The organism is Brachyspira pilosicoli, assembly GCF_008016535.1.
Lineage (GTDB): Bacteria > Spirochaetota > Brachyspiria > Brachyspirales > Brachyspiraceae > Brachyspira > Brachyspira pilosicoli_A.
In genome coordinates this window covers 1-21,689 of sequence record NZ_SAXY01000042.1, presented here as the reverse complement: position 1 = coordinate 21,689, position 21,689 = coordinate 1, and the positions used below count along the sequence as shown (strand labels likewise).

Sequence of the window (21,689 nt, the reverse complement as noted above, 5' to 3'; positions counted from 1 at the left end):
AATTAAAAGAATATACACATTTTTATAACAATCAAAGATTGATTTCTTCGTTATTGTATATTACAATCAAAGAAAGAATCAAAAATATTATAGCAAGTAAAAGTACAATATCTATGGCTCCATGACAAGATTAATATTAATTTTAGTTTTTTATATAAAAAATATATATACTAAAAAAATTATTAAGTTTATCAATTTTTTGTTGTTCTTTTACCACTGCAAAGTTTTTATTTTCGGATACGTTTTGAGAATAACTGCGTTTAATGAAGTATATATTTTTATGTATAGATGAAATATCTTAGATTTATTCATATATTTCCAACATACAAAGTTAAAACACTCGCACTTTTTGGTTCTTTTGACGAAGTCCGCAGAGCGAAAGCGGGAAAAAGAACAATAATTTTTTTAATATATCTTAATATAAAAAATGATTCATTTACATCAAGATATTTGCAGGGTTTTGCCCCGTACCCTCAGTTCTTTTATTGGTATAAAAGAACCAAAAGAACTGCATTTAAGAAGTTTAGCTTTTTATGTACAGTCAAAATATAAATATTATTTTAGTTTTACATATTCTAAAAAATATTAATTATAGTATTTGCACTTTTTGCAACTTTTTGCTGCGGGAAAAAGTTGAATAAAATAAAAACTTTTATTAATAATATATTTGTTTAGCTATATTATTTTATAATAACACTATGTAGTCCCTTGTAATTAGAGCATCATAATTTTTGTAGCCTAATATCTCTAATATAGAATCAGAATGCTTGCCTATAATTTTATTTGTATCTTCAGAGTTATAATTAATAATACCCCTCGCAAACTCTTCGCCCTCTTCATCTATAATGCTTACAATGTCCCCTTTCTTAAAATTGTTTACAACCTTTGTTACACCAATAGGAAGAAGACTTGATTCTTTCTCTATAATAGCCTTTTTAGCACCATTGTTTACAACAAGTTTTCCTATAATAGTTGTAGCATAAGCAATCCATCTTTTTTTTGTGTTTAATTCATTGTTTTCTTCTACGGGGTAGAATATAGTTTTTTCTTTTGTAGTAAATATATTATTTAAAATGTTTGGAGTTTTACCGTTAGCAATAATCAAAGCACATCCTGACCTTGTAACAATTTTAGCGGCCTGCAATTTTGTTTTCATTCCTCCTCTTCCGCCTTTAGAAGCATCAAGCCCCAAACTTTCTATTTCTTTTGTAACCTCAAAAACTTCATGTATAAAATTAGCATTAGTATTAGTTTTAGGGTTATCATCATAAAGCCCATTGATGTCAGAAAGTATTATAAGTAAATCTGCATCAAGCTCACTGGCTACTAATGCAGATAGTTTATCATTATCAGAAAAACTTATTTGAGTAACATCGTATAATAATTTAAGCTCATCGCTTGAAACAGTGTCATTTTCATTTATTATAGGTATTACGTTATATTTTAATAATGTATCTAAAGTAGAGCGAAGGTTTAAATATCTTCTTCTGTTTGAAAAATCTTCTTCTGTAAGTAAAATCTGTGCAGTAACAATATCAAACTTAGAAAAGCCATCTTCGTAAATAGACATAAGCTGTGATTGCCCGATTGCGGCACATGCTTGTTTTAGAGATACTTCGCTTAAATCTGCAGCATTAATTTTTTTTGCCCCCAAACCAACAGCCCCAGATGTAACAATCAAAACCTCTTTGCCCATTTTTTTATATTTAGCTATAGCCTCTATAAAAGAATATATTCTAGCTAAAGAAATATATCCTTCATCATTTCTTAATACATTAGTTCCAAATTTGAAAACTATTCTTTTTATGTTGTTTAAATCTATATTTTTCATGCGAAATATTATAATAAAAAAATAAAAAAAATAAAGTTAATAATTATAAATATATCAAAAAAATATTATTATCACTAAAAATAAATAAATAAATAAATATATTTTAAGTAAATTGTTTTCTTATGCTTGAAATTATACTTATATATGTTAAAATAATAGAAAATAATTTTAATTAAATCAGGGTTAAATTAATTATGAAAAATTCTCAAGTATTTATTGATGGAGTATGGAAAAATAATCCTACTTTCGTACAGATTCTTGGAATGTGTCCTAGTTTAGCAGTAACAAGCAGTGTTATGAATGCCATAGGTATGTCAGTGGCTACTATATTTGTACTTGTTTGTTCATCAGCTTTGATTTCTATAGTCAAAAAAGTTTATGCTAATGAAGTAAGAATTATGGGATACATTGTAGTAATAGCAGCTTTTGTAACTTTAACAGATATAGTTATGAAGGCTAAGTTTTACGCTTTATCATTGGCATTAGGGCCATATATACCACTTATTGTTGTAAACTGTATAATATTGGGTAGGGCAGAAGCTTTTGCTAATAAGAATGGTATTATACCTAGTATTTTTGATGCTTTGGGTAATGGTGTAGGTTTCTTTATGGCTTTATTATTATTAGGTTCTATTAGAGAGATTTTGGGTAATGGCACTTGGCTTGGGTTTGATATAGTTGGTACAGTAAGAGGTTTTGTTGAATCTGCTATGCCTTTTGCTTTAAATGCTTATAATGAAATTACTACTCCTTGGATTGTGATGATATTAGCTCCGGGTGCTTTCTTTACTTTGGGAGTATTAATAGCTATTAAAAGAACTATAGATGCTAGAGTGAGGTAATTATTATGAATTTAGTACTTCTTTTTGTTGCTACTGTGTTAGTTAATAATTTTGTATTAACTAAGTTTTTAGGTATATGTCCTTTTTTGGGTGTTTCCAATAAATTAGATTCTGCTGTAAGTATGGGTATTGCGGTTACATTTGTACTTGTGCTTACTGCTGCTGTTAGTTGGATGATACAATATTATATATTAGTGCCTTTTAAAATTGAGTTCTTACAGACTATTTTATTTATTATAGTAATAGCTGCTTTGGTTCAATTTGTAGAGATGGTTGTAAGAAAAACTAGTGAGAGTTTATATTTATCTTTAGGTATTTATCTTCCTCTTATTACTACTAACTGCTGTGTATTAGGTTTAGCTTTATTTGGTGTTTTATATAAATATAATTTTATACAGAATATAGTATTTGCTTTAGGTGCTGGAGTTGGTTTTACTTTGGCATTGGTTATAATGGCTAGCATTAGAGAGCGTTTAGTAACTGCAAACATACCAGAGGCTTTTAAGGGTCCTGCTATGCCTTTTATTACTGCTGGTATATTAGCTCTTATATTCTATGGTTTTTCAGGTATCATAAAAATCTGATATTTCTGAGATTTTTTATTAAAGGATAGTAAAAATGGTTACATCTATATTAGTGGCTTCAATATCTTCTGCTTTAATAGCTTTGATATTGGCTGTTTTATTAATATTTTCTTCTAAAATCTTTAGAGTTGAGGTTGATGAGAGGGTTACAGAAGTGACAGAGATGCTTCCTGGTGCTAATTGCGGGGGATGCGGTTATCCGGGCTGTGCTCAATTTGCTAAGGCTTTAGTTGCTGATGAGGCTCCTGTTGACGGCTGTTCTGTGGGTGGTGCTGCTACTGCTGAGGCTGTTGCTAAATATTTAGGCAAGGTTACTCCGCCTCAAAAAGAGAGAACTAGAGCTTATATATTTTGTCATGGACATAAGGATATAGCTAAATCTAATCAGGTTTATAATGGTGCTCAGACTTGTGTTTCTGCTGTTATGGCTGGAGGAAACAAGGACTGTTCTTATGGCTGTGTTGGTCTTTATGATTGTATGAAGGCTTGCGATTTTGGTGCTATTATTAAAAGTGAGACTGGGGTTCCTATTATAGTTGAAGATAAATGTGTGTCTTGTAATGCTTGTGTTAAGGCTTGTCCTCAAAAACTTATAGAGATTCACCCTGTAGCTCAAAAGTTTCATGTGTACTGTAAATCTAAAGATAAAGGTCCTATTGCTAAAAAGGCTTGCGATAGAGCTTGTATAGGATGTAGTATTTGTGTAAAAAACACTAAAGAGGGCGGTATGAGAATGGACAATAATTTGGCTATAGTTAATTATGAAGATTATGCTATCACAGAAGAGAGTATAGCTAAATGTCCTACTAAAGCCATTACTGACGAGAGAGTTAATTCTGTAGTGAATCTGTAATCAATAATTAATATGAATAAATTGCAAGGGTATGCTTGAAGAAAGTGTGCCCTTGTTTTTTATATTGATTGAAGTTATTATATGATTGAATAAGTATATTTTGTAATTTTTATTTTATTCAACTTTTTCCCGCCTTCGCGGTGCGGACTTCATCAAAGTTTTTACCCTACGGGTACGCTTCGCGAAAGTGCAAATGCTTTAGTTTTATATCTTTGGAATATATAAAACAGTATTAATATTTTGTATATACATAAAAAGCTATACTTAATTAAATGCAGTCCTTTTGCTTCTTTGGGTCACCAAAAGAAGTGGGGGTGTGGGGCTAGTCCCCACAAATTACAAACTAAAAAAAATTCTCACATAAGTTTTTTATTTTATTCAAATTTTTCCCGCAGCTCGCACCCACAGGCACTTCCTTCGGTCGCGGTGCGGACTTCGTCAAAAGAACCAAAAAGTGTGAGTGTTTTAGCTTTATATTTTGGAGTATATAAAATAATGTCTATATTTTTTATATACATGAAAAGCTAAATTTTATAAAATGCAGTTCTTTTGCTTCTTTTATACCAATAAAAGAAGTGGGGTGCTGCACAGTGTGTACTTCGTTAAGGGCAAAGCCCTGCAAATAATTAAAAAATAGAAATTTAGAAAATATAAAAATTGACAAAACCTCAAATCTTTTGTATAGTTTAAGCACTAGAGGAAATAAATATGTTTAGAGATAGCACTATAACAACCAAAGATATACTAAAATCTGTTAGACAAATAGAAATAAAAACTTCGCGTATAGTAAACTCTTATTTTGCTGGGCAGTATCATTCTGCTTTTAAGGGACATGGTATAGAGTTTGATGAGGTGAGAAAATATAATATTGGAGATGATGTGAGGGCTATGGATTGGAAGGTGAGTGCTAGATATAATGAGCCTTTTATTAAGAGGTTTAAAGAAGAGAGAGAGCTTAATGTTATTATATTAGCGGACTTTTCTGCTTCTACTGATTTTGGACTTACAAAAACTAAGCATAATCTTATTGTAGAGCTTAGTGCTTTATTATCTTTTTCTGCTCTAAAAAACAATGACAAAGTTGGGCTTTTAATATTTACCGATACTGTTGAAAAGTTTATTCCTCTAAATAAAGGAAAAAATCATGTGCTTAGAATTATTAGAGAGCTTATAGAGTTTGAACCTAAAAGTGCTGAAACTAATATTGCTAATGCTTTAGAATATTTTAATAATATACAAAAAAGAGATAGTATTACATTCCTTATAACGGATGCATGTTCTGATTTGCCGAAAAAACAGATAGACATTACAAGAAAGAGAAATGATTTTGTGGTGTGTTTGGTTAATGATAAATTAGAATATGAAATGCCGCATTTGCTTGGTACATTAGTTTTATCAGATTTAGAGAATGATGAGTATGTTTATTTTGATATGGGCAATAAGAATGTGAGAGAGGCTTATATCAATGAGCAGAGTAAAATGCTTGAAGATAAATTACAGTTTTTAAAAAGAAACTCTATAGAAAATATAGTATTAGATACATCTAGTAATTATATTAACGAGGTTATGAAATTTTTTATCAAGAGAAGAAGATAGCGATTTTTTGCTTGCTTAGTAGAATCATGTAGTTTATAAAAGAAATTTATATTGTTAGAATATGTTTTGTGAAGGACTGTATTTTATTAAGTTAATATAATAATTGTAGTATAAATTAATAAGTTGTCTTACAATAAAAATAATGAATATGATTTAGTATTATTTTCTTAACTTGCACTTTTTGCAACTTTTTGCGGCGGGAAAAAGTTGAATAAAATAAAAAACTTATATGACATTTTTTGTAAGTTTGTGATTTGTGGTGGCTTTGCCCCCTGCGAAGCGTGCCCTTAGGGTACACACCCCCAGTTCTTTTATTGGTATAAAAGAACCAAAAGAACTGCATTTAATGAAATATAACCACAACATATAGCATTATTTTATATATATTAATAATCAGTAAAATTAAAACAATATGAATATTTATTAATATATTTTAGCAATAATTTTATTTTATATAAACAAAAAAGGAAACAGCGTTATTTACTGCTTCCTTATTTTATTTTTTAGATTATTTATTTTAATTATCTTCTTTTAATGAATTTTCCTATAGGTATAAAGTCAGCAGGGTTTAATGCCACGCCGTTTCTTCTTACTTCAAAATGTAAATGGCTTCCTGTAGAATTACCAGTGCTTCCCATTCTTCCTATCATTACACCAACACCCACATTAGCACCAACTGTGGTAGTGATTTTATTTAAGTGTCCGTAGTATGTAGTGTATCCTTTGTCATGACGAACTATAACCAAATTTCCAAAGCCGCCGCTGTATCCTGCAAATATAACCTTTCCTTTTCTAGCAGCATATATAGGAGTATTTAATCCGCCCGGTATATCTACTCCTAAATGTTTTCTTCTTACTCCTGTGATTGGGTGTATTCTATATCCAAACACACTGCTTATTCTTGTTACAACTGTAGGTAAGCTGAACATTTGACCGAACTTATCTATTCTTTCATCTAATGTGTATTTAGCACCGGGTAAAAATATTTCATCTCCAGTGTTAATGTTGTCTCTGTCTATTTTGTTAAAGCTTAATACTCTGTTAAGTTCAACATCATATCTGTCGCTAATCTCTTCTAATGTTTCATTCTTCTTAATAACATAAAGCAAACCATTTCTATTTGGTATCATTATAGTTTGTCCAGGCCTTAATTTGTTGGCATTGCTTATTTTATTAACACTTACTATAGTATCTAAATTAGCACCTATTTTTTTTGATATGCTGCTTAAATTATGACCTTCTTCTATTGTATATTCATCATATTTAAGGCTGATAGTACCATCGCTTACAAGCGAATCATCAGAAACTAAATAATCATAAAAAGCATCAGATGCCTTTTCTATAGAAGCAACAGGCGTAGAAGCAACTGCTGGCATATCTTTTATATCTTCTTCTGTAACTATATTATTAGTTTCTATTTTCATTTCTTTTACTTCACCTACTATTTTATTATATAATTCAGAAGTATTTTTTGAATCATCTATATTTTGAGCATACAAATTATTATTAGAATTTCTTTTAGCACCAAGTATCAAAAAATTAATTAAAACGATAAACATTATAAATGATACTGCTATTAATAATGATTTTTTTAGAAAGTATGGAAATACATTTTTATTACTATCTTCTATGAAATATTTTTTTATTTTTTGTATGATATTTTGTTTTCTTCGAACTCTTGTGTATTTAAATTTTCTCATGGCTGTAATTCTTTTAAATTTTAGATTATTAATTAAAAATTATTCGTTAGTATAATACTAAATTTTTATATATTGTCAAGTACATATAATGTAAATATTATCTAACTTTATATTAATTCGGTAAAAAAGAAAAAACTTTTAATATAAATTGTAAACATAATATTGAATTTATTTATTTTTATGCTAAAATCATATTATTATGAAAAGTTTTGTTGTATTATTAATATTATTATTTCAATTTTCTTTATACTCTGAAATAACATTATCTTTTGTAGGCGATGTTATGACTGGAAGCGATCATCCGGATAAAAGTTATTTGCCTCCCAATGAAGGAAAAGATGTTTTTAAAAGTGTATCATCATTTTTAAAAGCTTCAGATATAAGTTTTGCAAATTTAGAAGGAGCTATAGCAAACTCAGAGACAAAATCTGCTAAAACAGGCAAGCGTTCATATTCTTTTCGTATGCCTCCGTATATGGCTGATAGAATATCTGAGGCAGGCTTTGATATAGTGGCAGTTGCTAATAATCATTCAAGAGATTTTGGTGCTAAGGGTTATACTCAAACTCAAGAGTATGTTAAAAAAGCTGGAATGGAAGTTGTTGGCAATGTTTTAAATCAGGCTTCTTTTATAGACGTTAAGGGTAAAAAAATAGGCTTTTTGGCTTTTTATTATTTTTCTTATGCTAATAATGCGATACAGGATATTGCAGCTGCTAAGGCTTTAGTTGAGAAAACAAAAAAAGAATGCGATTTTTTAATTGTAAGTTTTCATGGCGGAGCTGAGGGAAGCAGTATGTTTAGGGTGCCTAAAACTACTGAATATTTTTATAAAGAGAATAGGGGAGATGTTTATAAGTTTGCAAGGGCTGTTAGTGATGCAGGTGCTGATTTAGTAATTGGTCATGGTCCGCATGTGCTTAGAGCTATGGAAATGTATAATAATACTTTTATAGCTTATTCTCTTGGTAATTTCGTTGGATATAGACAATTCTCTTTATCTGGAAACAATGGAATTAGTGCAATACTTCAAATTACTTTAAATGATGATTTAAAATTTTCTAAAGCAAAAGTTATACCTGTACGTTTAGTAAATGGCGGAATACCTAGTGTTGATTCAGCTAATACTGCTATAAAAAAACTAAATGAATATGCAGATTTGGATTTTCCAAAGACAGGTGTGAAGTTTGACAATAATGGTGAATATGTAAAATAATTTTGTTTTGTTAAAATTAAAAAACTATAAATATGTTTCATTAGTTTATTTATTTTTAACTTTTTATTATTTAAGTGTATTCTGGTAAAAACTCTATTTTAGGTGTGTCTAAAGATTAATTTATTATTTTATAGCTAAAACTTAAATATTTGCACTTTTTGTTTCTTTGACGAAGTCCCATAGCTGCGGGAAAAAGAACAATAAAATTAACTCAATTTTTTGTAAAAAACATTTATTTAAATAAGATATTTGCAGTGTTTTGCCACTGGAAGCGTGCCTGTAGGGTAGCACCCCAGTTCTTTTACGAGCAAAGGAAGTGCCTGTGGTATTGGTATGAAAGAACCAAAAGAACTGCATTTAATGAAGTATAGCTTTTTATGTATAGATAAAAATATATTATATTTATTTATATATATTTACCAACATACAAAGTTAAAACATTTGCATTTTTTGCAACTTTGACGAAGTCCGCAGAGCGAAGGCGGGAAAAAGTTGAATAAAACAAAAAAACAATATAAATATTTATTATAATATATATTTTTAGTAAGCCTAATTTTTTAAAATTCAAAATATTATATAAAAACTATATTTAATACTTAAAATTGGTAATTAAAAATTTGACCTTTTATACTTATTATTATAAAATACTATTTGTGAAAATATAGATAATGGAGTTATGATTATGAGTAAGTTTATAAAGTTTCTATTATTAGCTTATTCTATATTCTTATTTGCTTCTTGCGGAGGAGGAAATATACACGAAGAGGGAGTTTTGCGTTTGAATGTTGGTCCTGAACCTCAAACTATTGACCCAACATTAAACTCTGCTATAGACGGAAGTATGTATATAATACATGCTTTTGAGGGTTTAGCACAGAAAGATAAAGAAGGTAAAATTGTAGGCGGTGTTGCTGAGAGTTGGGATATTAGTGAGAATGGAACTAAGTATGTGTTTCATATTAGAAGCAATGCTAAATGGTCTGATGGAAAGCCTGTTGTAGCTGATGATTTTGTATATAGTTGGAGAAGGGCGGCTGATCCTAAAACGGCTGCTAATTATAGTTATCAGATGGAGCCTTTAAAAAATGCTAAAAAGATTACTGCTGGTCAGATGCCTGTTGAATCTTTAGGTGTTAAGGCTATTGATGATAATACTTTAGAGGTTACTTTGGAAGCTCCTACACCATACTTTGACCAGCTTATGGCTTATCCTGTTTATTTCCCTTTGAGAAGAGATATTGTTGAGGCTAATCCTGATACTTGGACTATGAGTGCTGATACTTATATTGGAAATGGTCCTTTTAAAATGACTGAAAGAGAAATTGACAGCAGAATAGTAATGGAAGTTAATACTAATTATTGGAATTTATCTGCTATAGTTCCTAAGAAACTAATTTTTATATTGATGGATAATCCTACTTCTGTTGTTGCTGGTATAAAAGATGGTTCTATATATTTCTCTAATAGGGTACCTACTCAGGATATGGATACATTAAAAGAAGAAGGATATTTAGAAATAAAACCTTATCTTGGTTTATATTATTATAGCTTAAATGTTACTAATGAAGCATTGAGAGATAAGAGAGTGAGAAGGGCATTAGCTTTGGCTATTGACAGAAATTATATAGTAGAGCAGGTTACAAGAGGCGGTCAAACTCCTGCTGCTGCTGTTGTTCCTCCGCAGATATCTGATATTACTGGAAGTTTTAGAGAAAATGGCATGGACAGTTTTAGTTTAAATCCTGAAGATTATCAAAAAAATATAGAAGAGGCAAAAAAATTATTAGCTGAAGCAGGATATCCAAACGGAGAGAATTTTCCTGTGCTTGAGTTTAAAACCAATCCTGGTGAACATACATCTATATTTGAAGCTATTCAACAGATGTGGAAAAATAATTTAGGTATAGATACTACTATAGTAAGCGAAGAGTGGGCAGTATTTCAATCATCACGTTATAGTAGAACTTATGTTATAGCAAGAAATGGTTGGATTGGCGATTATGATGACCCTATGACTTTTTTGGGTATGTTTTTAAGTTACAGTCCTCAAAATGTTGAAAGCTATAATAGTGCTATATATGATAGATTATTAGCTAATGCTTCTGCTACTGATGACAATAATATAAGAATGCCTTTACTTCATAGAGCAGAAGAATTGTTTATGGAAGATATGGCTATAATTCCTATATATTATTATACTTTGCCTTTATTGGTAAATGATAATTTAAAAGATGTTCAGTATGATGTGCTTGGCAAACATAAGTTTTTCTATGCTTATTATTACAACACTGAAAAATAATATTTTATAAAACAATAAATTAGAGGGAGGCTTTTGTATACTCAAGAGTCTCTCTTTTTAGTTTTAAAAAATTATTTACGCCCCCGCCCTATAAGATTTGTTGTTTAAAACTGAAGAATGAAATTTTTATTAATTTTATCGCTTTATTAAAAAAACCACTCCCGCCCTTGCTTTTATTAGTTTTTTAAGTTTCACTCCGCACGTTTAGCTTGCTTAAAAATATAATAAAAATTATTTTACAAATATCATTAAATATTTTTTGCTTAGTCTGCCGTGCGGTAAATAATACAGCAAATTTAAAAAAATCTTGGGTGGGGGCAGAAATTAGAATTTTAAACAAAAAAGAAAAGCTATGCAAAAATGAGAGTGTATACAAAAAAACTATAGGGTGGGGTATGTGAATTAAATTTTCAAACATAGTAGATTTTATTTATTACTGTTTAATACAAAATCTTCTACCTCTTTGAAACTATTTATATAATAATCGTTTTTTAAGTTTAGTAATGTTTGTTTGTCTGTGATACCATATAAGGCAATTATGGCTTTTATGCCGGCATTTTTAGCAAACTCATAATCTGGAATACCGTCTCCAACCATAATGCTTTCTTTTTCTATTAGACTATAATCTTTTTTTAAGTTATACCAAATATTTATATCTGGTTTTCTGTAGGGATAAATTCCATCACCTATAATAGCTTTAAAATAATTGTATATATTTAGTTTTTTTGCTGTTGTGATTGTTATCTTATTTGGCTTATTTGATATTATAAACATATTAATATTGAGTTTATAAAGAGATGTAAGTGTTTCTAATACATTGTCATAAAGCTTTGTATTGTCTGTAGAATGTTTGCTATAATAATCAATATAAAAATTATACACATCATTTTCAATACTTTCTAAATATTTTTTGTCATATTTATCAGCAAAATGATTTAACACTCTGTTTATTAAAAGTTTAGCACCATTGCCTACATATTTTTTTGTGTATTCTATATCTAAACTTGGAAATTTTATATGTTCCAAAGTTTTATTTACACTTGCATTTATATCTGGAATGGAATCTATTAATGTTCCATCTAAATCAAATATTATATTTTTAATCATAGTATATTTATGCAGAAACAGTTTTTTTATGAGTGTTTCTAAGTTCTTTTAACTCTTTTTTTAATCTTCTTTTTTGATATGATTCAAGCCTATCTATAAAAGTAATTCCATTAGTGTGATCTATTTCATGCTGAAGAACTTTAGCTATATAATCTTTAGCTTCTAATATTTGTTCTTTATTTTCTTTGTCTATATATTTTACTTTTATTTCTTTGTATCTTGCAACTTCATCACTTATTTTAGGAAAAGATAAACAGCCCTCTTCCAATATTTCAGTCTCTTCTCCATGCCAAATTATTTCAGGATTAATTAAAGCTAACTTAAAATCTGCTTTAGTTTCATCATCAAAATCAGGCACAGATATTACTATTACTCTTTTTAATACCCCCACCTGTACAGCAGCAAGTCCAACACCATTAGCCTTATACATAGTTTCAAACATATCATCTATTAAAGTTAAAATCTCTTCATCTACATTTTCAACATAAGATGATTTCTGCTTTAATCTTTCATCTCCATAAATCACTAATTCTCTAATCATATATTTTTTATACTCCTCGTAAAATCCGCTTCTTCTATTAATAATAGTTATTATATAATAATAAACTTTTTATTTATAGTCAAGTGCTAAAAAAGTAATATTCTAATTAAATATTAGTATTGAAGTTTTTTATTTTTTTATTATACTTTTAGAATGAATAGAAGAAATCAATTTTTTGATAAGATAATAAAAAACTTCGATAAAGTTTCGGATGCAGAAAAGAAAAGAATAATTGAAAGACTTGCTTTACTATCAAATTCTCAAAACGTAATAATAGAGAATTTAGAAGAAGGCATAATAGCAATAGATATCAACGGCATAATTCAAGGTATAAATAAAAAGGCATGTTTTTTATTATCCATTCCAAGAAACTCTGAAGATAAAGCAATTTCCAAATGTATAAATAATACCAACATAGGAAGATTAATATTAGAATTATTAGAAGCAAATAACACAGATACTAAAATTATAAAAGATGATAAAAACGACAGAATGCTTCAAATAGATATTTTGCCTCTTGGAGATTCTGGAATCATTATAGGTACTTTAATAAAAATATTTGATATTACAAAAAGCTATGAAAGTGCCCAAAAACTCAAACGTGCAGAACAATTAGCCTCTTTTACAACGCTTGCGGCGGGTGTTGCTCATGAAATAAAAAATCCTCTTGGCTCTATTTCTATATATGTGCAATTAATAGAGAAGATTATTAAAAAAAATATGGACAATGATTGCCAATGTTATAATGAGTTTAAGGATTATTGTAATATTATTAAAGAAGAGATTAGCAGGCTTGAAGATACTATTAATTCATTTTTATTTTCTGTGCGTAAATTGGTGCTTAATTTGGAAGATGTTAATATAAACTCTTTAATAATTTCTACTGTTGATTTTTTGAAATATGAAATAGAAAATAATGATATAAAAATAGATATAAAATTTGATATAGAAAATTTAATTTTAAAAATAGATGAAAGATATATAAAGCAATGTTTAATTAACATAATACAAAACTCAATAGATTCAATTGTTGAAAAGAAAAAGCATAAAGAGTTTAATATAGAAGATAAGAGCATATCAATAAAATTAAAGTTATTAGATAATTATGCTTTAATATCAATTAAAGATACAGGGATTGGTATAAAAGAAGAAGAGCTGCCAAAGATATTCGAGCCATATTTTACAACCAAAAGAAACGGCACAGGCTTGGGTCTTACGAATGTGATACGAATAATAGAGGCACATAATGGCAGTTTTAATATAGAAAGCGAATATGGAGTTGGAAGCGAGGCTATTATGAAACTTCCTTTAATGCTTGAGAATCAAAAATTTTTGGAGAGTGATTTTTAATTTATGCCTAAGATATTAGTTATAGACGATGAGAAAAACATAAGAGACGGTATAAAGAAGTCTTTAGAATACGAGGGCTATGAAGTAGTTACAGCTGAAAACGGAGAGAAGGGAATAGAAACAGTTTATAAAGGCGGAATTGATTTAGTTATCACAGACTTAAAAATGCCTGAAAAGACTGGAGAAGAGTTTTTACATGACATATTAGAGTTTGATAAACATATACCTGTTATAATACTTACGGGGCATGGCAATATAGAAACTGCCGTTGATATGATGCGTCTTGGTGCTTATGATTTTATGACTAAGCCTTTTAACATCGACAAAATGCTTCTTATTATAGCGAGGGCATTAGAAAATAAAAATATAAAAAAGACAAATGAAACATTAGAAAAAAGAGTGGACTATCATGAAAGTTTTTATGGAATGATAGGACACAGCAGTAAGATGCTTAAAGTTTATGAGGCAATAAAGCAAGTTGCAAGAACAAAGGCTACTGTGCTTATAGAGGGCGAAAGCGGAACTGGTAAAGAATTGGTTGCCAATGCAATTCATCAAATATCAGACAGAGCGAAACAGCCGTATATTACAGTGAACTGTGCTGCACTTTCTGAGGGTGTTTTAGAGAGTGAACTTTTTGGGCATGAGAAAGGTTCTTTTACAGGTGCAATAGATAAAAAAATAGGTAGGTTTGAGGCTGCCAATAAAGGCACTATATTTTTAGATGAGATAGGTGAGATTAATCAGGTTGTTCAGGTAAAACTTTTGAGGGTGCTTGAAGAGAGGGTTATAGAGAGGGTAGGTTCTAATACTCCTATTAATGTTGATATTAGGGTTATTGCTGCTACAAATAAAAAATTATTAGATGAAGTAAAAGAGGGTAGGTTTAGAGAAGATTTATATTATAGGCTTAATGTTATAAAAATAGAGATGCCTCCACTTAGAGAACGCAGAGAGGATATACCATTGCTTATAGATAATTTTATTAAGGAGTTTTCTCAGGTTCATAATATAGAAATTAGTAACGTAGATAAAAAAGTATATAAATTGTTATCTTCTTTGAAGTGGGAAGGCAATGTACGTGAGCTTAGAAACACTGTAGAAACTATGGTTGTAATGTCTAAAGATGGTAAGATAGATGAAAGTAATATTCCTAGTTGGGTTTTAAGCTCTGGCGGAGATGATTTTGTAATAGATAAAGAGATGACATTAGAAGAACTTGAGAAAAAGTATATAAATCATCTTTTAAGCAAAAACAATTTTAATAAAGCACAAGTAGCAAAGATTTTAGGCATAGAGCGTGCAACGCTTTACAGGAAGCTTAAAGATTATAATGTTGATTAATTGTAGTTAGTCCCCACAAATAATAAAAAACATAAAAAATTTATTGTTCTTTTTCCCGCCTTACGCGGTGCGGACTTCGTCAAAGAACCAAAAAGTGCAAATGTTTTGGCTTTATATTTTGGAATATATAAAATAATGCCTATATTCTGTATATACATAAAAAGCTATACTTAATTAAATACAGTTCTTCGCGAAGCGTATCCGAAGGATATAAGGTTCTTTTATACCAATACCGAGTAGGTGCCTGTCGGCAAAAGAACTGGGGGTGCGCACCCTAAGGGCACGCTTCGCAGGGGGCTAGTCCCCGCAATAATTAAAATTAAAAAATAAATTTTAAAAACATCTAAAATTTTTAGTATATACCCAACAACATATTTTTTATATAAGTTTTTGTTTTATTCAACTTTTTCCCGCCGCAAAAAGTTTTCGCCCTCCGGGCACGCTTCGCGAAAGTGCAAATATATTATTTTAGTATATAACAAATATATAAAATAATGTCATATGTTTTGGATATGTTTCATAAAAATGCAGTTCTTTGTGAAGCGTATCTGAAAGGTAAAAACTTTGACGAAGTATATACCCTGTAAGGCAGGAAAAATTGAATAAAAAAATTATATAATAAAAGGGACTTTTAAAAGCCCATTTATAATCTTATTTATTTAAAAATTATTTCACAGCTGTCATTATAATGTCACCTGTATCTACTTCTCTTGGGTCTGTTTTTGTGAGAGATTTTAATTCGCTATAATTTGACATTATTATAGGAGATGTTATATCATATTCTTTTTCAACTTCTTCTTTTTCAAATTCTATAAGTAAAGTACCAGCTTTTACTTTATCTCCTTCTTTAACATGAGATTTGAAATATTTTCCTCCAAGTCTTACAGTATCCATTCCTATATGTATTAATATTTCTACACCTCCAGATAATAAACCTATAGCATGATTTGTATCTATCATAGTAATAACTTCACCATCTACAGGAGCATATACTTTACCTTCAGAAGGTATTATAGCCATTCCATCTCCAAGTGCTTTGCTTGAAAAAGCCTCATCTTTTACTTCTGTAATATCAATTAATTTTCCTTTTATAGGTGATTTTATTTGAATTTTTTTAGAGAATAATCCCATAATATAACACTCCATTTTTTTATTGATTATTTGTAGTAAGTTTAACATAAACAATTATAATGTAAAGAAGTTTATTAAACAATATTAAAAAGTTAATTTCTTATATTAACAATATCAAAAACTTTACTTTCTTCAAATTTTGATAATTTTTCTTTTTCAGTAACAGTGATGAATACTTGTCCTAATGTTTTTATATATTCCAAAATACTTTCTCTTTTTATATTATCAAGTTCAAGCATAGCATCATCTATTAGCAGTATTGGAGTTTTTTTTCTGTATTCATATAGTATCTTTTCACTTGCTAGTTTCATTATGAGAGTAAGCATTCTTTTTTCGCCTTGAGAAGAAAATTTCCTTGATAGAGAATCTTTATAAAAAAATTGATACTCAGCTCTATGTATGCCGAAATATGTGGTACGCATTTTAATTTGTTCTTTTATTGTGTTTTCTAACTTCTTTACATACTCATTTTCATTTTCTATATCTTCTATAGTGGATAAATATTTTATTTTATAAGGATTATCATTTTTAAAAATTATTCTATATATTTCATTCATTTTCTCTTCTAGAAGTATAGAATATTTTTTGTTTTCATTTGCAATATATAAAGATAATTTTGCTATATCATCATTATAAATATGGGCATCATTTGGGTTTGTTGTTAAATAAATATTTCTCATTTTTAGAAGTTTATTGTATTTTATGAGCGATAAGAGATATTCATTTGAAATGCTTGAGATTAGCATATTAAAATAATCTCTTCTAAGTTTGGGCTCTTGTGTTACCATATCTGTATCATTTGGTAAAAATATAACATATAGTATTTTGCCTATTAGATTTTTTCTTGACTGTATTTCTTTTTTATCTATAAATACTTTTTTTGTTTTTTTTTGATATGCTATTTCTATATTAGTATCATAATTCAAATCATCTTCTTTGAATATTCCTCTTAAAAAATAATTATCATTTCCATATTTTATTAATTCTCTGTCTAAACGAGTTCTAAAAGATATGCCGTTTCCAAGAATATATATAGCTTCTAATATGTTAGTTTTACCGCATCCATTACTGCCGTATAATATATTAATATGGTTTGAAAACTCAAATGTATTTTCATTATAATTTCTAAAAGAACGTAATGTTAGTTCTTTGAGTATCATAAATATCCTTAAAATATAATAATTTATATACTATAACTCTAAAAGTCTTAAGATATTTAATTATTATAAATCTATTTTTTTGTATAATACAACGTCCTTGCCGCTGTCAAGAAACTCTCCTAATTTAGGAACTATTGTTTTAAAATGATTGCTATTATTATGAGATTTAATGGCCTCTTCATCTTTCCATTCTTCTATAAAAGTTAAAGACCTGCCGTCTATACTTTCATAAATATCATAAGCTATGCATCCTGCTTCTTTTCTGCTTTCTAATATTAAATCTTTAGCTAATTTTAAAAAATCATCTTTTTTATCTTTTTTTATATAGTTTGTGGCTACAATTTTAATCATTATTTGTATCCTTATTGTTAATTCTTTTATTATATTTATTTTGTGCTATAGTGTATGATTCAAATAATATAGTCTTTATAGCTTCTATTACATTTTCACCCAAATCATTATCTATATTTTCTCTCTCACTTTTACTAAAAGAAGATAAAACATAATCATTAACTTTTTTTCCAAAGCTAGGTCTTCCTATTCCAACCCTCACCCTTATAAAATCATCAGTTTGTAATTGAGCTATTAAACTTTTTATACCATTATGTCCTCCAGAACTTCCGCCTTTTTTTATCTTAAAAGTTCCAAATGGTATATCCATATCATCATATATTACTATTATATCTTCTGGTTTTACATTAAAGAATTTAGATACATAAATAGCAGATTCTCCAGATAGATTCATAAAAGTTTGAGGCTTCAATAGTATTAAATCTGTGTTATTAACTTTTGCTCTTGTAAATAATGACTTTTTTTTGTTGTTCTCGAATTTAAGAGAGAGGTTTTGTGCTAATTTATCAATAATAATAAAACCTATATTATGTCTATGATTTTCATATTCTTCACCCGGATTACCAAGTCCAATTATAAGTTTAGTCATAGATACTTCTTTTTAGATGTTTTATTATTAGATTCAAATAGAACTTTGCATATAGCATCTACTACATCGTCAGTTATATCTTTTATTTTTTTTCTTTCATCTTTAGTGAAAGGCGAAAGTACATAATCAGCTATTTCTTGACCCTCGGCAGGTGCACCTATTCCAATACCAACTCTAGTGAAATTATTGCTTTTTAATGAATCTTCTATGCTTTTTATTCCGTTATGCTTTATAGGACCTTCTTTTTCTTCATCATCATTTTCATCAGCATCACTTTTAGCAACTACAAGCTTAAACTCACCTACAGGTATATTCATATCATCATATATAACGATAATATCATCAACAGCAATCTTCATAAAGCTAGCCATATATAAAGCAGCCTCACCAGAAAGATTCATAAAAGTTTGCGGTTTTAAAAGAAGATATTCGATTTTACCATATTTGGCCTTACCAAATACAGTTTTCTTTTTTTTAATATCTAATTCTACATTAAGTTTCTTGGCAACCTTATCGAGTATCATATAACCAACATTATGTCTGTGATTTTGATATTCACTTCCAGGATTGCCAAGTCCCATAACTAATTTCATCATAAAATAAGATTATCCTATAACTTTATTATTATGCTTCAGCAGCAGCATTTTTGTTAGGAGTATCTTCATCTTGTGTAGTAACAACAGTAACAACAGCTTTAGAAGCATCACCTACAGGGTCTACACCTTCAGGGAATTTGATATCGCTTATGTGTAAGCTGCTTCCAACTTTAAGGTCTGTAACATCGATAGTAATTTCTCTAGGTATAGAAGCAGGGAAAGCTTTTATAGGCAATTCATATTCAACTTGCTCTAATGTACCGCCGCCTAAGCGAACGCCTTCAGGTGTACCTTCGATACGAATAGGTACAAAAGTTTTGATTTTTTTGTTTCTGTCTATCTCATAGAAATCTATATGTCTGATAGTTCTTTTAATGCCGTCAAGCTGATAGTCTTTTACTAAAACTTCTCTTGCTTTGTCATTTTCAATATCTAAAGTAATAATATCATGCTGTCCTGCTAAAGAGAATATTTTTACGAATTCTTTTAATTCTACAGCAATAGAATATTCTTTACCTCTTCCATAAAGTGTAGCTAAAGCATAACCGTCATTAATTAATTTACGTCCAACGCTTTTTTTAGTAGTATCTCTTTGTAAAGCTTTAATAGTGTAATTTTCACTCATTTTTGTTTCCTTCAAAAAATAATGTTTTACTGATCAAATAAAACGCTTATAGAACGTTCTAAATGTATATATTTAATAGCATTAGCAATAACAGGAGCAACAGAAAGTACTTCTATTTTGCTTCCTAATCTATCTGTCATTACTTTCAAGCTATCAGTAATATAAAGTTTTTCTACCTCACTAGCATTAATTCTCTCATAAGCATCGCCAGAACATACAGCATGAGTTATAAATATATATATTTTTCTCATACCTGCATTTTTAAGTGCTTTAATACCTTTAAGCAAAGTTCCGCCTGTATCAATAATATCATCTATAATGATAGCATCTTTACCTTCTACATTACCAATAACATTCATAACTTCGCATTCATTAGCCCTATCTCTTCTTTTATCTATAACAGCAATATCAAGATTAAGAGTTTTTGCTATAAATCTAGCCCTTCCTACACCGCCTATATCAGGAGACACAACCATAGCATTTGATATATCTATATCCTTTCTTATTTTATCTAAAAAAACATTTTTAGAAAGCATATGATCCACAGGTATATCAAAAAAGCCCTGTATTTGAGCCGCATGCAAATCAAGTGCTAAAACTCTGTGAACACCAGAAGCCTGCAAAAGATTAGCTACCAATTTAGCAGTTATAGGCACTCTCGGCTCATTTTTTCTATCTTGTCTAGAATAGCCGTAGTATGGAATAACTGCAGTAATTCTTTTAGCACTGGCTCTTTTTAAAGCATCTATTACACAGAACAATTCCATCCAACTTTCATTGCTGGAAGGTCTTCCTGTAGGCTGAATTATGTATGTATCTTTGTTTCTAGCAGTTTCTTCTATTTGTACGAAAGTTTCACCGTCAGCAAATTTGCGTATTTGCATATTACCTAGTTTAATACCTAAATTATCAACAACATCTTTAGCAAGCTGAGGATTAGCTGTACCGCTTAAAACTAAAATTTCTTCTTCTATACCCATAATTAACAACCATAATTAAAGAAAAGTTGGGGTGGGAGGATTCGAACCCCCGAATAAATGGACCAAAACCACTTGTCTTACCGCTTGACGACACCCCAGTATTGATTTTTTATTTATAAATCTTATGAGTACCGAATTATACTACATAATAAAAAATTGTCAAGAGTATTTATATATTAATTTGTCATGGAGCCATAGATATTGTACTTTTACTTGCTATAATATTTTTGATTCTTTCTTTGATTGTAATATAACCTAACGAAGAAATCAATCTTTGATTGTTATAAAAATGTGTATATTCTTTTAATTTTTCTCTCAATAATTCTACTGTGATATTTTTATTTAATCGTGAATAAAATTCTCTTTCGTCTATGCCGTGTACTCTTTCTACTACGCCATTGTATCTTGGTGTTGCTATAGGAATATATCTCCTCTCTAATTTATTTTTTAAGCAGTATTCATCAAAAATATTTATTTTAGGAGTATTAATACAGCGATAAGTATATTCTATACCATTGTCCGTTTGTATAGCTTGTATCTTAAAAGGTGAAGTTTTTAAGACATATTTTAAGAAAGATAAAGCACTAGAAGGTGTTTTATCTTCATAGATTTCTCTCCAACTATAACGAGTAGCTAAATCTACAGCAGTGAACTGATAAACTCTTTTTCTGCCTAATTTGATATATTTAGTGTCTATTTGAACTATTTTGCCCTCTTTTTGTATTTTAGAGACAAATTTTCGTTTATCATATCGCTTCTTTTTCTTTTTTGTTTTATATCTCCAAAGATTATTTCTTTTTAGTACATTCTCTATAGCTGTAACACCTATTCTAATGCCTTCACGGTTCAAATATGCTTTAATATAATAGACTTGTTTCAAAAGTCATTTTTTAACTGATAATTATATATTGATGCTAATATAAAAAATCTTGTATTTAACTTTTGTAAATGATTTCGATATCGAGTAGAAAGTATTTTATATCGTTTGAGAACT

At 29.1% G+C, this 21,689-nt stretch carries 20 protein-coding genes and 1 tRNA gene; 8 read left to right on the top strand and 13 right to left on the bottom strand.

What is annotated here, in order from left to right:
* Positions 1-685 precede the first annotated feature (685 nt).
* The gene (gene proB, locus EPJ72_RS06640) at positions 686-1,831 is read right to left on the bottom strand and encodes a glutamate 5-kinase (RefSeq protein WP_147731416.1); all 1,146 of its coding nucleotides are present in this window, start codon (positions 1,829-1,831) and stop codon (positions 686-688) included.
* Between the two features lie 194 nt (positions 1,832-2,025).
* On the opposite strand from proB, the gene rsxE reads away from it, so the two are divergent.
* From rsxE to EPJ72_RS06620, 4 genes are all read left to right on the top strand, one after another.
* Entirely contained in the window at positions 2,026-2,673 is a 648-nt protein-coding gene (gene rsxE, locus EPJ72_RS06635) for an electron transport complex subunit RsxE (RefSeq protein WP_147731415.1), read from the top strand.
* Positions 2,674-2,675: 2 nt separating this feature from the next.
* A complete protein-coding gene (gene rsxA / locus EPJ72_RS06630) occupies positions 2,676-3,257 on the top strand; it encodes an electron transport complex subunit RsxA (RefSeq protein WP_147731414.1) in 582 nt (193 codons plus the stop codon).
* A gap of 34 nt (positions 3,258-3,291) precedes the next feature.
* Entirely contained in the window at positions 3,292-4,110 is an 819-nt protein-coding gene (locus EPJ72_RS06625) for an RnfABCDGE type electron transport complex subunit B (protein ID WP_147731413.1), read from the top strand.
* A 708-nt stretch (positions 4,111-4,818) separates the two neighbouring features.
* A complete protein-coding gene (locus EPJ72_RS06620; RefSeq protein WP_147731412.1) occupies positions 4,819-5,706 on the top strand; it encodes a DUF58 domain-containing protein in 888 nt (295 codons plus the stop codon).
* A gap of 521 nt (positions 5,707-6,227) precedes the next feature.
* Here the strand turns inward: EPJ72_RS06620 and EPJ72_RS06615 are convergent.
* Positions 6,228-7,406 (bottom strand): M23 family metallopeptidase, encoded by a 1,179-nt coding sequence (locus EPJ72_RS06615; protein ID WP_147731411.1) that lies wholly within the window; start codon positions 7,404-7,406, stop codon positions 6,228-6,230.
* 199 nt (positions 7,407-7,605) lie between these two features.
* Here EPJ72_RS06615 and EPJ72_RS06610 point away from each other — a divergent pair, with 199 nt between their 5' ends.
* Both EPJ72_RS06610 and EPJ72_RS06605 read left to right on the top strand, forming a co-directional pair.
* Positions 7,606-8,622 carry a CapA family protein gene (locus EPJ72_RS06610; protein WP_147731410.1) on the top strand — a complete coding sequence of 339 codons (1,017 nt, stop codon included), beginning with the start codon at positions 7,606-7,608 and terminating at the stop codon, positions 8,620-8,622.
* A gap of 682 nt (positions 8,623-9,304) precedes the next feature.
* Positions 9,305-10,921, top strand: coding sequence for a peptide ABC transporter substrate-binding protein (locus tag EPJ72_RS06605; RefSeq protein WP_147731409.1), 1,617 nt, complete (start codon positions 9,305-9,307; stop codon positions 10,919-10,921).
* A 426-nt stretch (positions 10,922-11,347) separates the two neighbouring features.
* Here EPJ72_RS06605 and EPJ72_RS06600 read toward each other — a convergent pair whose 3' ends face one another.
* Positions 11,348-12,028, bottom strand: coding sequence for an HAD family hydrolase (locus EPJ72_RS06600; protein ID WP_147731408.1), 681 nt, complete (start codon positions 12,026-12,028; stop codon positions 11,348-11,350).
* A gap of 7 nt (positions 12,029-12,035) precedes the next feature.
* Positions 12,036-12,569: a peptide deformylase gene (gene def, locus EPJ72_RS06595; RefSeq protein WP_147731407.1), complete on the bottom strand. Its 534-nt coding sequence runs from the start codon at positions 12,567-12,569 to the stop codon at positions 12,036-12,038.
* Between the two features lie 153 nt (positions 12,570-12,722).
* Here def and EPJ72_RS06590 point away from each other — a divergent pair, with 153 nt between their 5' ends.
* Together EPJ72_RS06590 and EPJ72_RS06585 are read left to right on the top strand one after the other, a co-directional pair.
* Positions 12,723-13,919: a sensor histidine kinase gene (locus EPJ72_RS06590; protein WP_147731406.1), complete on the top strand. Its 1,197-nt coding sequence runs from the start codon at positions 12,723-12,725 to the stop codon at positions 13,917-13,919.
* Between the two features lie 3 nt (positions 13,920-13,922).
* Positions 13,923-15,263 carry a sigma-54-dependent transcriptional regulator gene (locus tag EPJ72_RS06585; protein ID WP_147731405.1) on the top strand — a complete coding sequence of 447 codons (1,341 nt, stop codon included), beginning with the start codon at positions 13,923-13,925 and terminating at the stop codon, positions 15,261-15,263.
* Between the two features lie 666 nt (positions 15,264-15,929).
* On the opposite strand, the gene EPJ72_RS06580 is transcribed toward EPJ72_RS06585, so the two are convergent.
* From EPJ72_RS06580 to EPJ72_RS06540, 9 genes are all read right to left on the bottom strand, one after another.
* Positions 15,930-16,394 carry a PTS sugar transporter subunit IIA gene (locus tag EPJ72_RS06580; RefSeq protein ID WP_147731404.1) on the bottom strand — a complete coding sequence of 155 codons (465 nt, stop codon included), beginning with the start codon at positions 16,392-16,394 and terminating at the stop codon, positions 15,930-15,932.
* Between the two features lie 92 nt (positions 16,395-16,486).
* Positions 16,487-17,554, bottom strand: coding sequence for a DNA replication/repair protein RecF (recF, locus tag EPJ72_RS06575; protein WP_147731403.1), 1,068 nt, complete (start codon positions 17,552-17,554; stop codon positions 16,487-16,489).
* 63 nt (positions 17,555-17,617) lie between these two features.
* Positions 17,618-17,905 (bottom strand): putative quinol monooxygenase, encoded by a 288-nt coding sequence (locus EPJ72_RS06570; protein ID WP_147731402.1) that lies wholly within the window; start codon positions 17,903-17,905, stop codon positions 17,618-17,620.
* On the bottom strand, positions 17,898-18,494 hold the full coding sequence (gene pth, locus EPJ72_RS06565) for an aminoacyl-tRNA hydrolase (RefSeq protein ID WP_147731401.1): 597 nt from the start codon (positions 18,492-18,494) through the stop codon (positions 17,898-17,900). The genes EPJ72_RS06570 and pth (EPJ72_RS06565) overlap by 8 nt, the downstream gene beginning before the upstream one ends.
* Complete coding sequence (gene pth, locus EPJ72_RS06560; protein WP_147731400.1) at positions 18,491-19,090, bottom strand: aminoacyl-tRNA hydrolase; 600 nt, start codon at positions 19,088-19,090, stop codon at positions 18,491-18,493. The genes pth (EPJ72_RS06565) and pth (EPJ72_RS06560) overlap by 4 nt, the downstream gene beginning before the upstream one ends.
* A 28-nt stretch (positions 19,091-19,118) precedes the next feature.
* Positions 19,119-19,715 (bottom strand): 50S ribosomal protein L25, encoded by a 597-nt coding sequence (locus tag EPJ72_RS06555; protein WP_147731399.1) that lies wholly within the window; start codon positions 19,713-19,715, stop codon positions 19,119-19,121.
* A 26-nt stretch (positions 19,716-19,741) separates the two neighbouring features.
* A complete protein-coding gene (locus EPJ72_RS06550) occupies positions 19,742-20,695 on the bottom strand; it encodes a ribose-phosphate diphosphokinase (protein ID WP_147731398.1) in 954 nt (317 codons plus the stop codon).
* A 26-nt stretch (positions 20,696-20,721) separates the two neighbouring features.
* Positions 20,722-20,793 (bottom strand) — tRNA-Gln (locus EPJ72_RS06545).
* 86 nt (positions 20,794-20,879) lie between these two features.
* Complete coding sequence (locus tag EPJ72_RS06540; RefSeq protein WP_147731397.1) at positions 20,880-21,575, bottom strand: DDE-type integrase/transposase/recombinase; 696 nt, start codon at positions 21,573-21,575, stop codon at positions 20,880-20,882.
* Positions 21,576-21,689 lie beyond the last annotated feature (114 nt).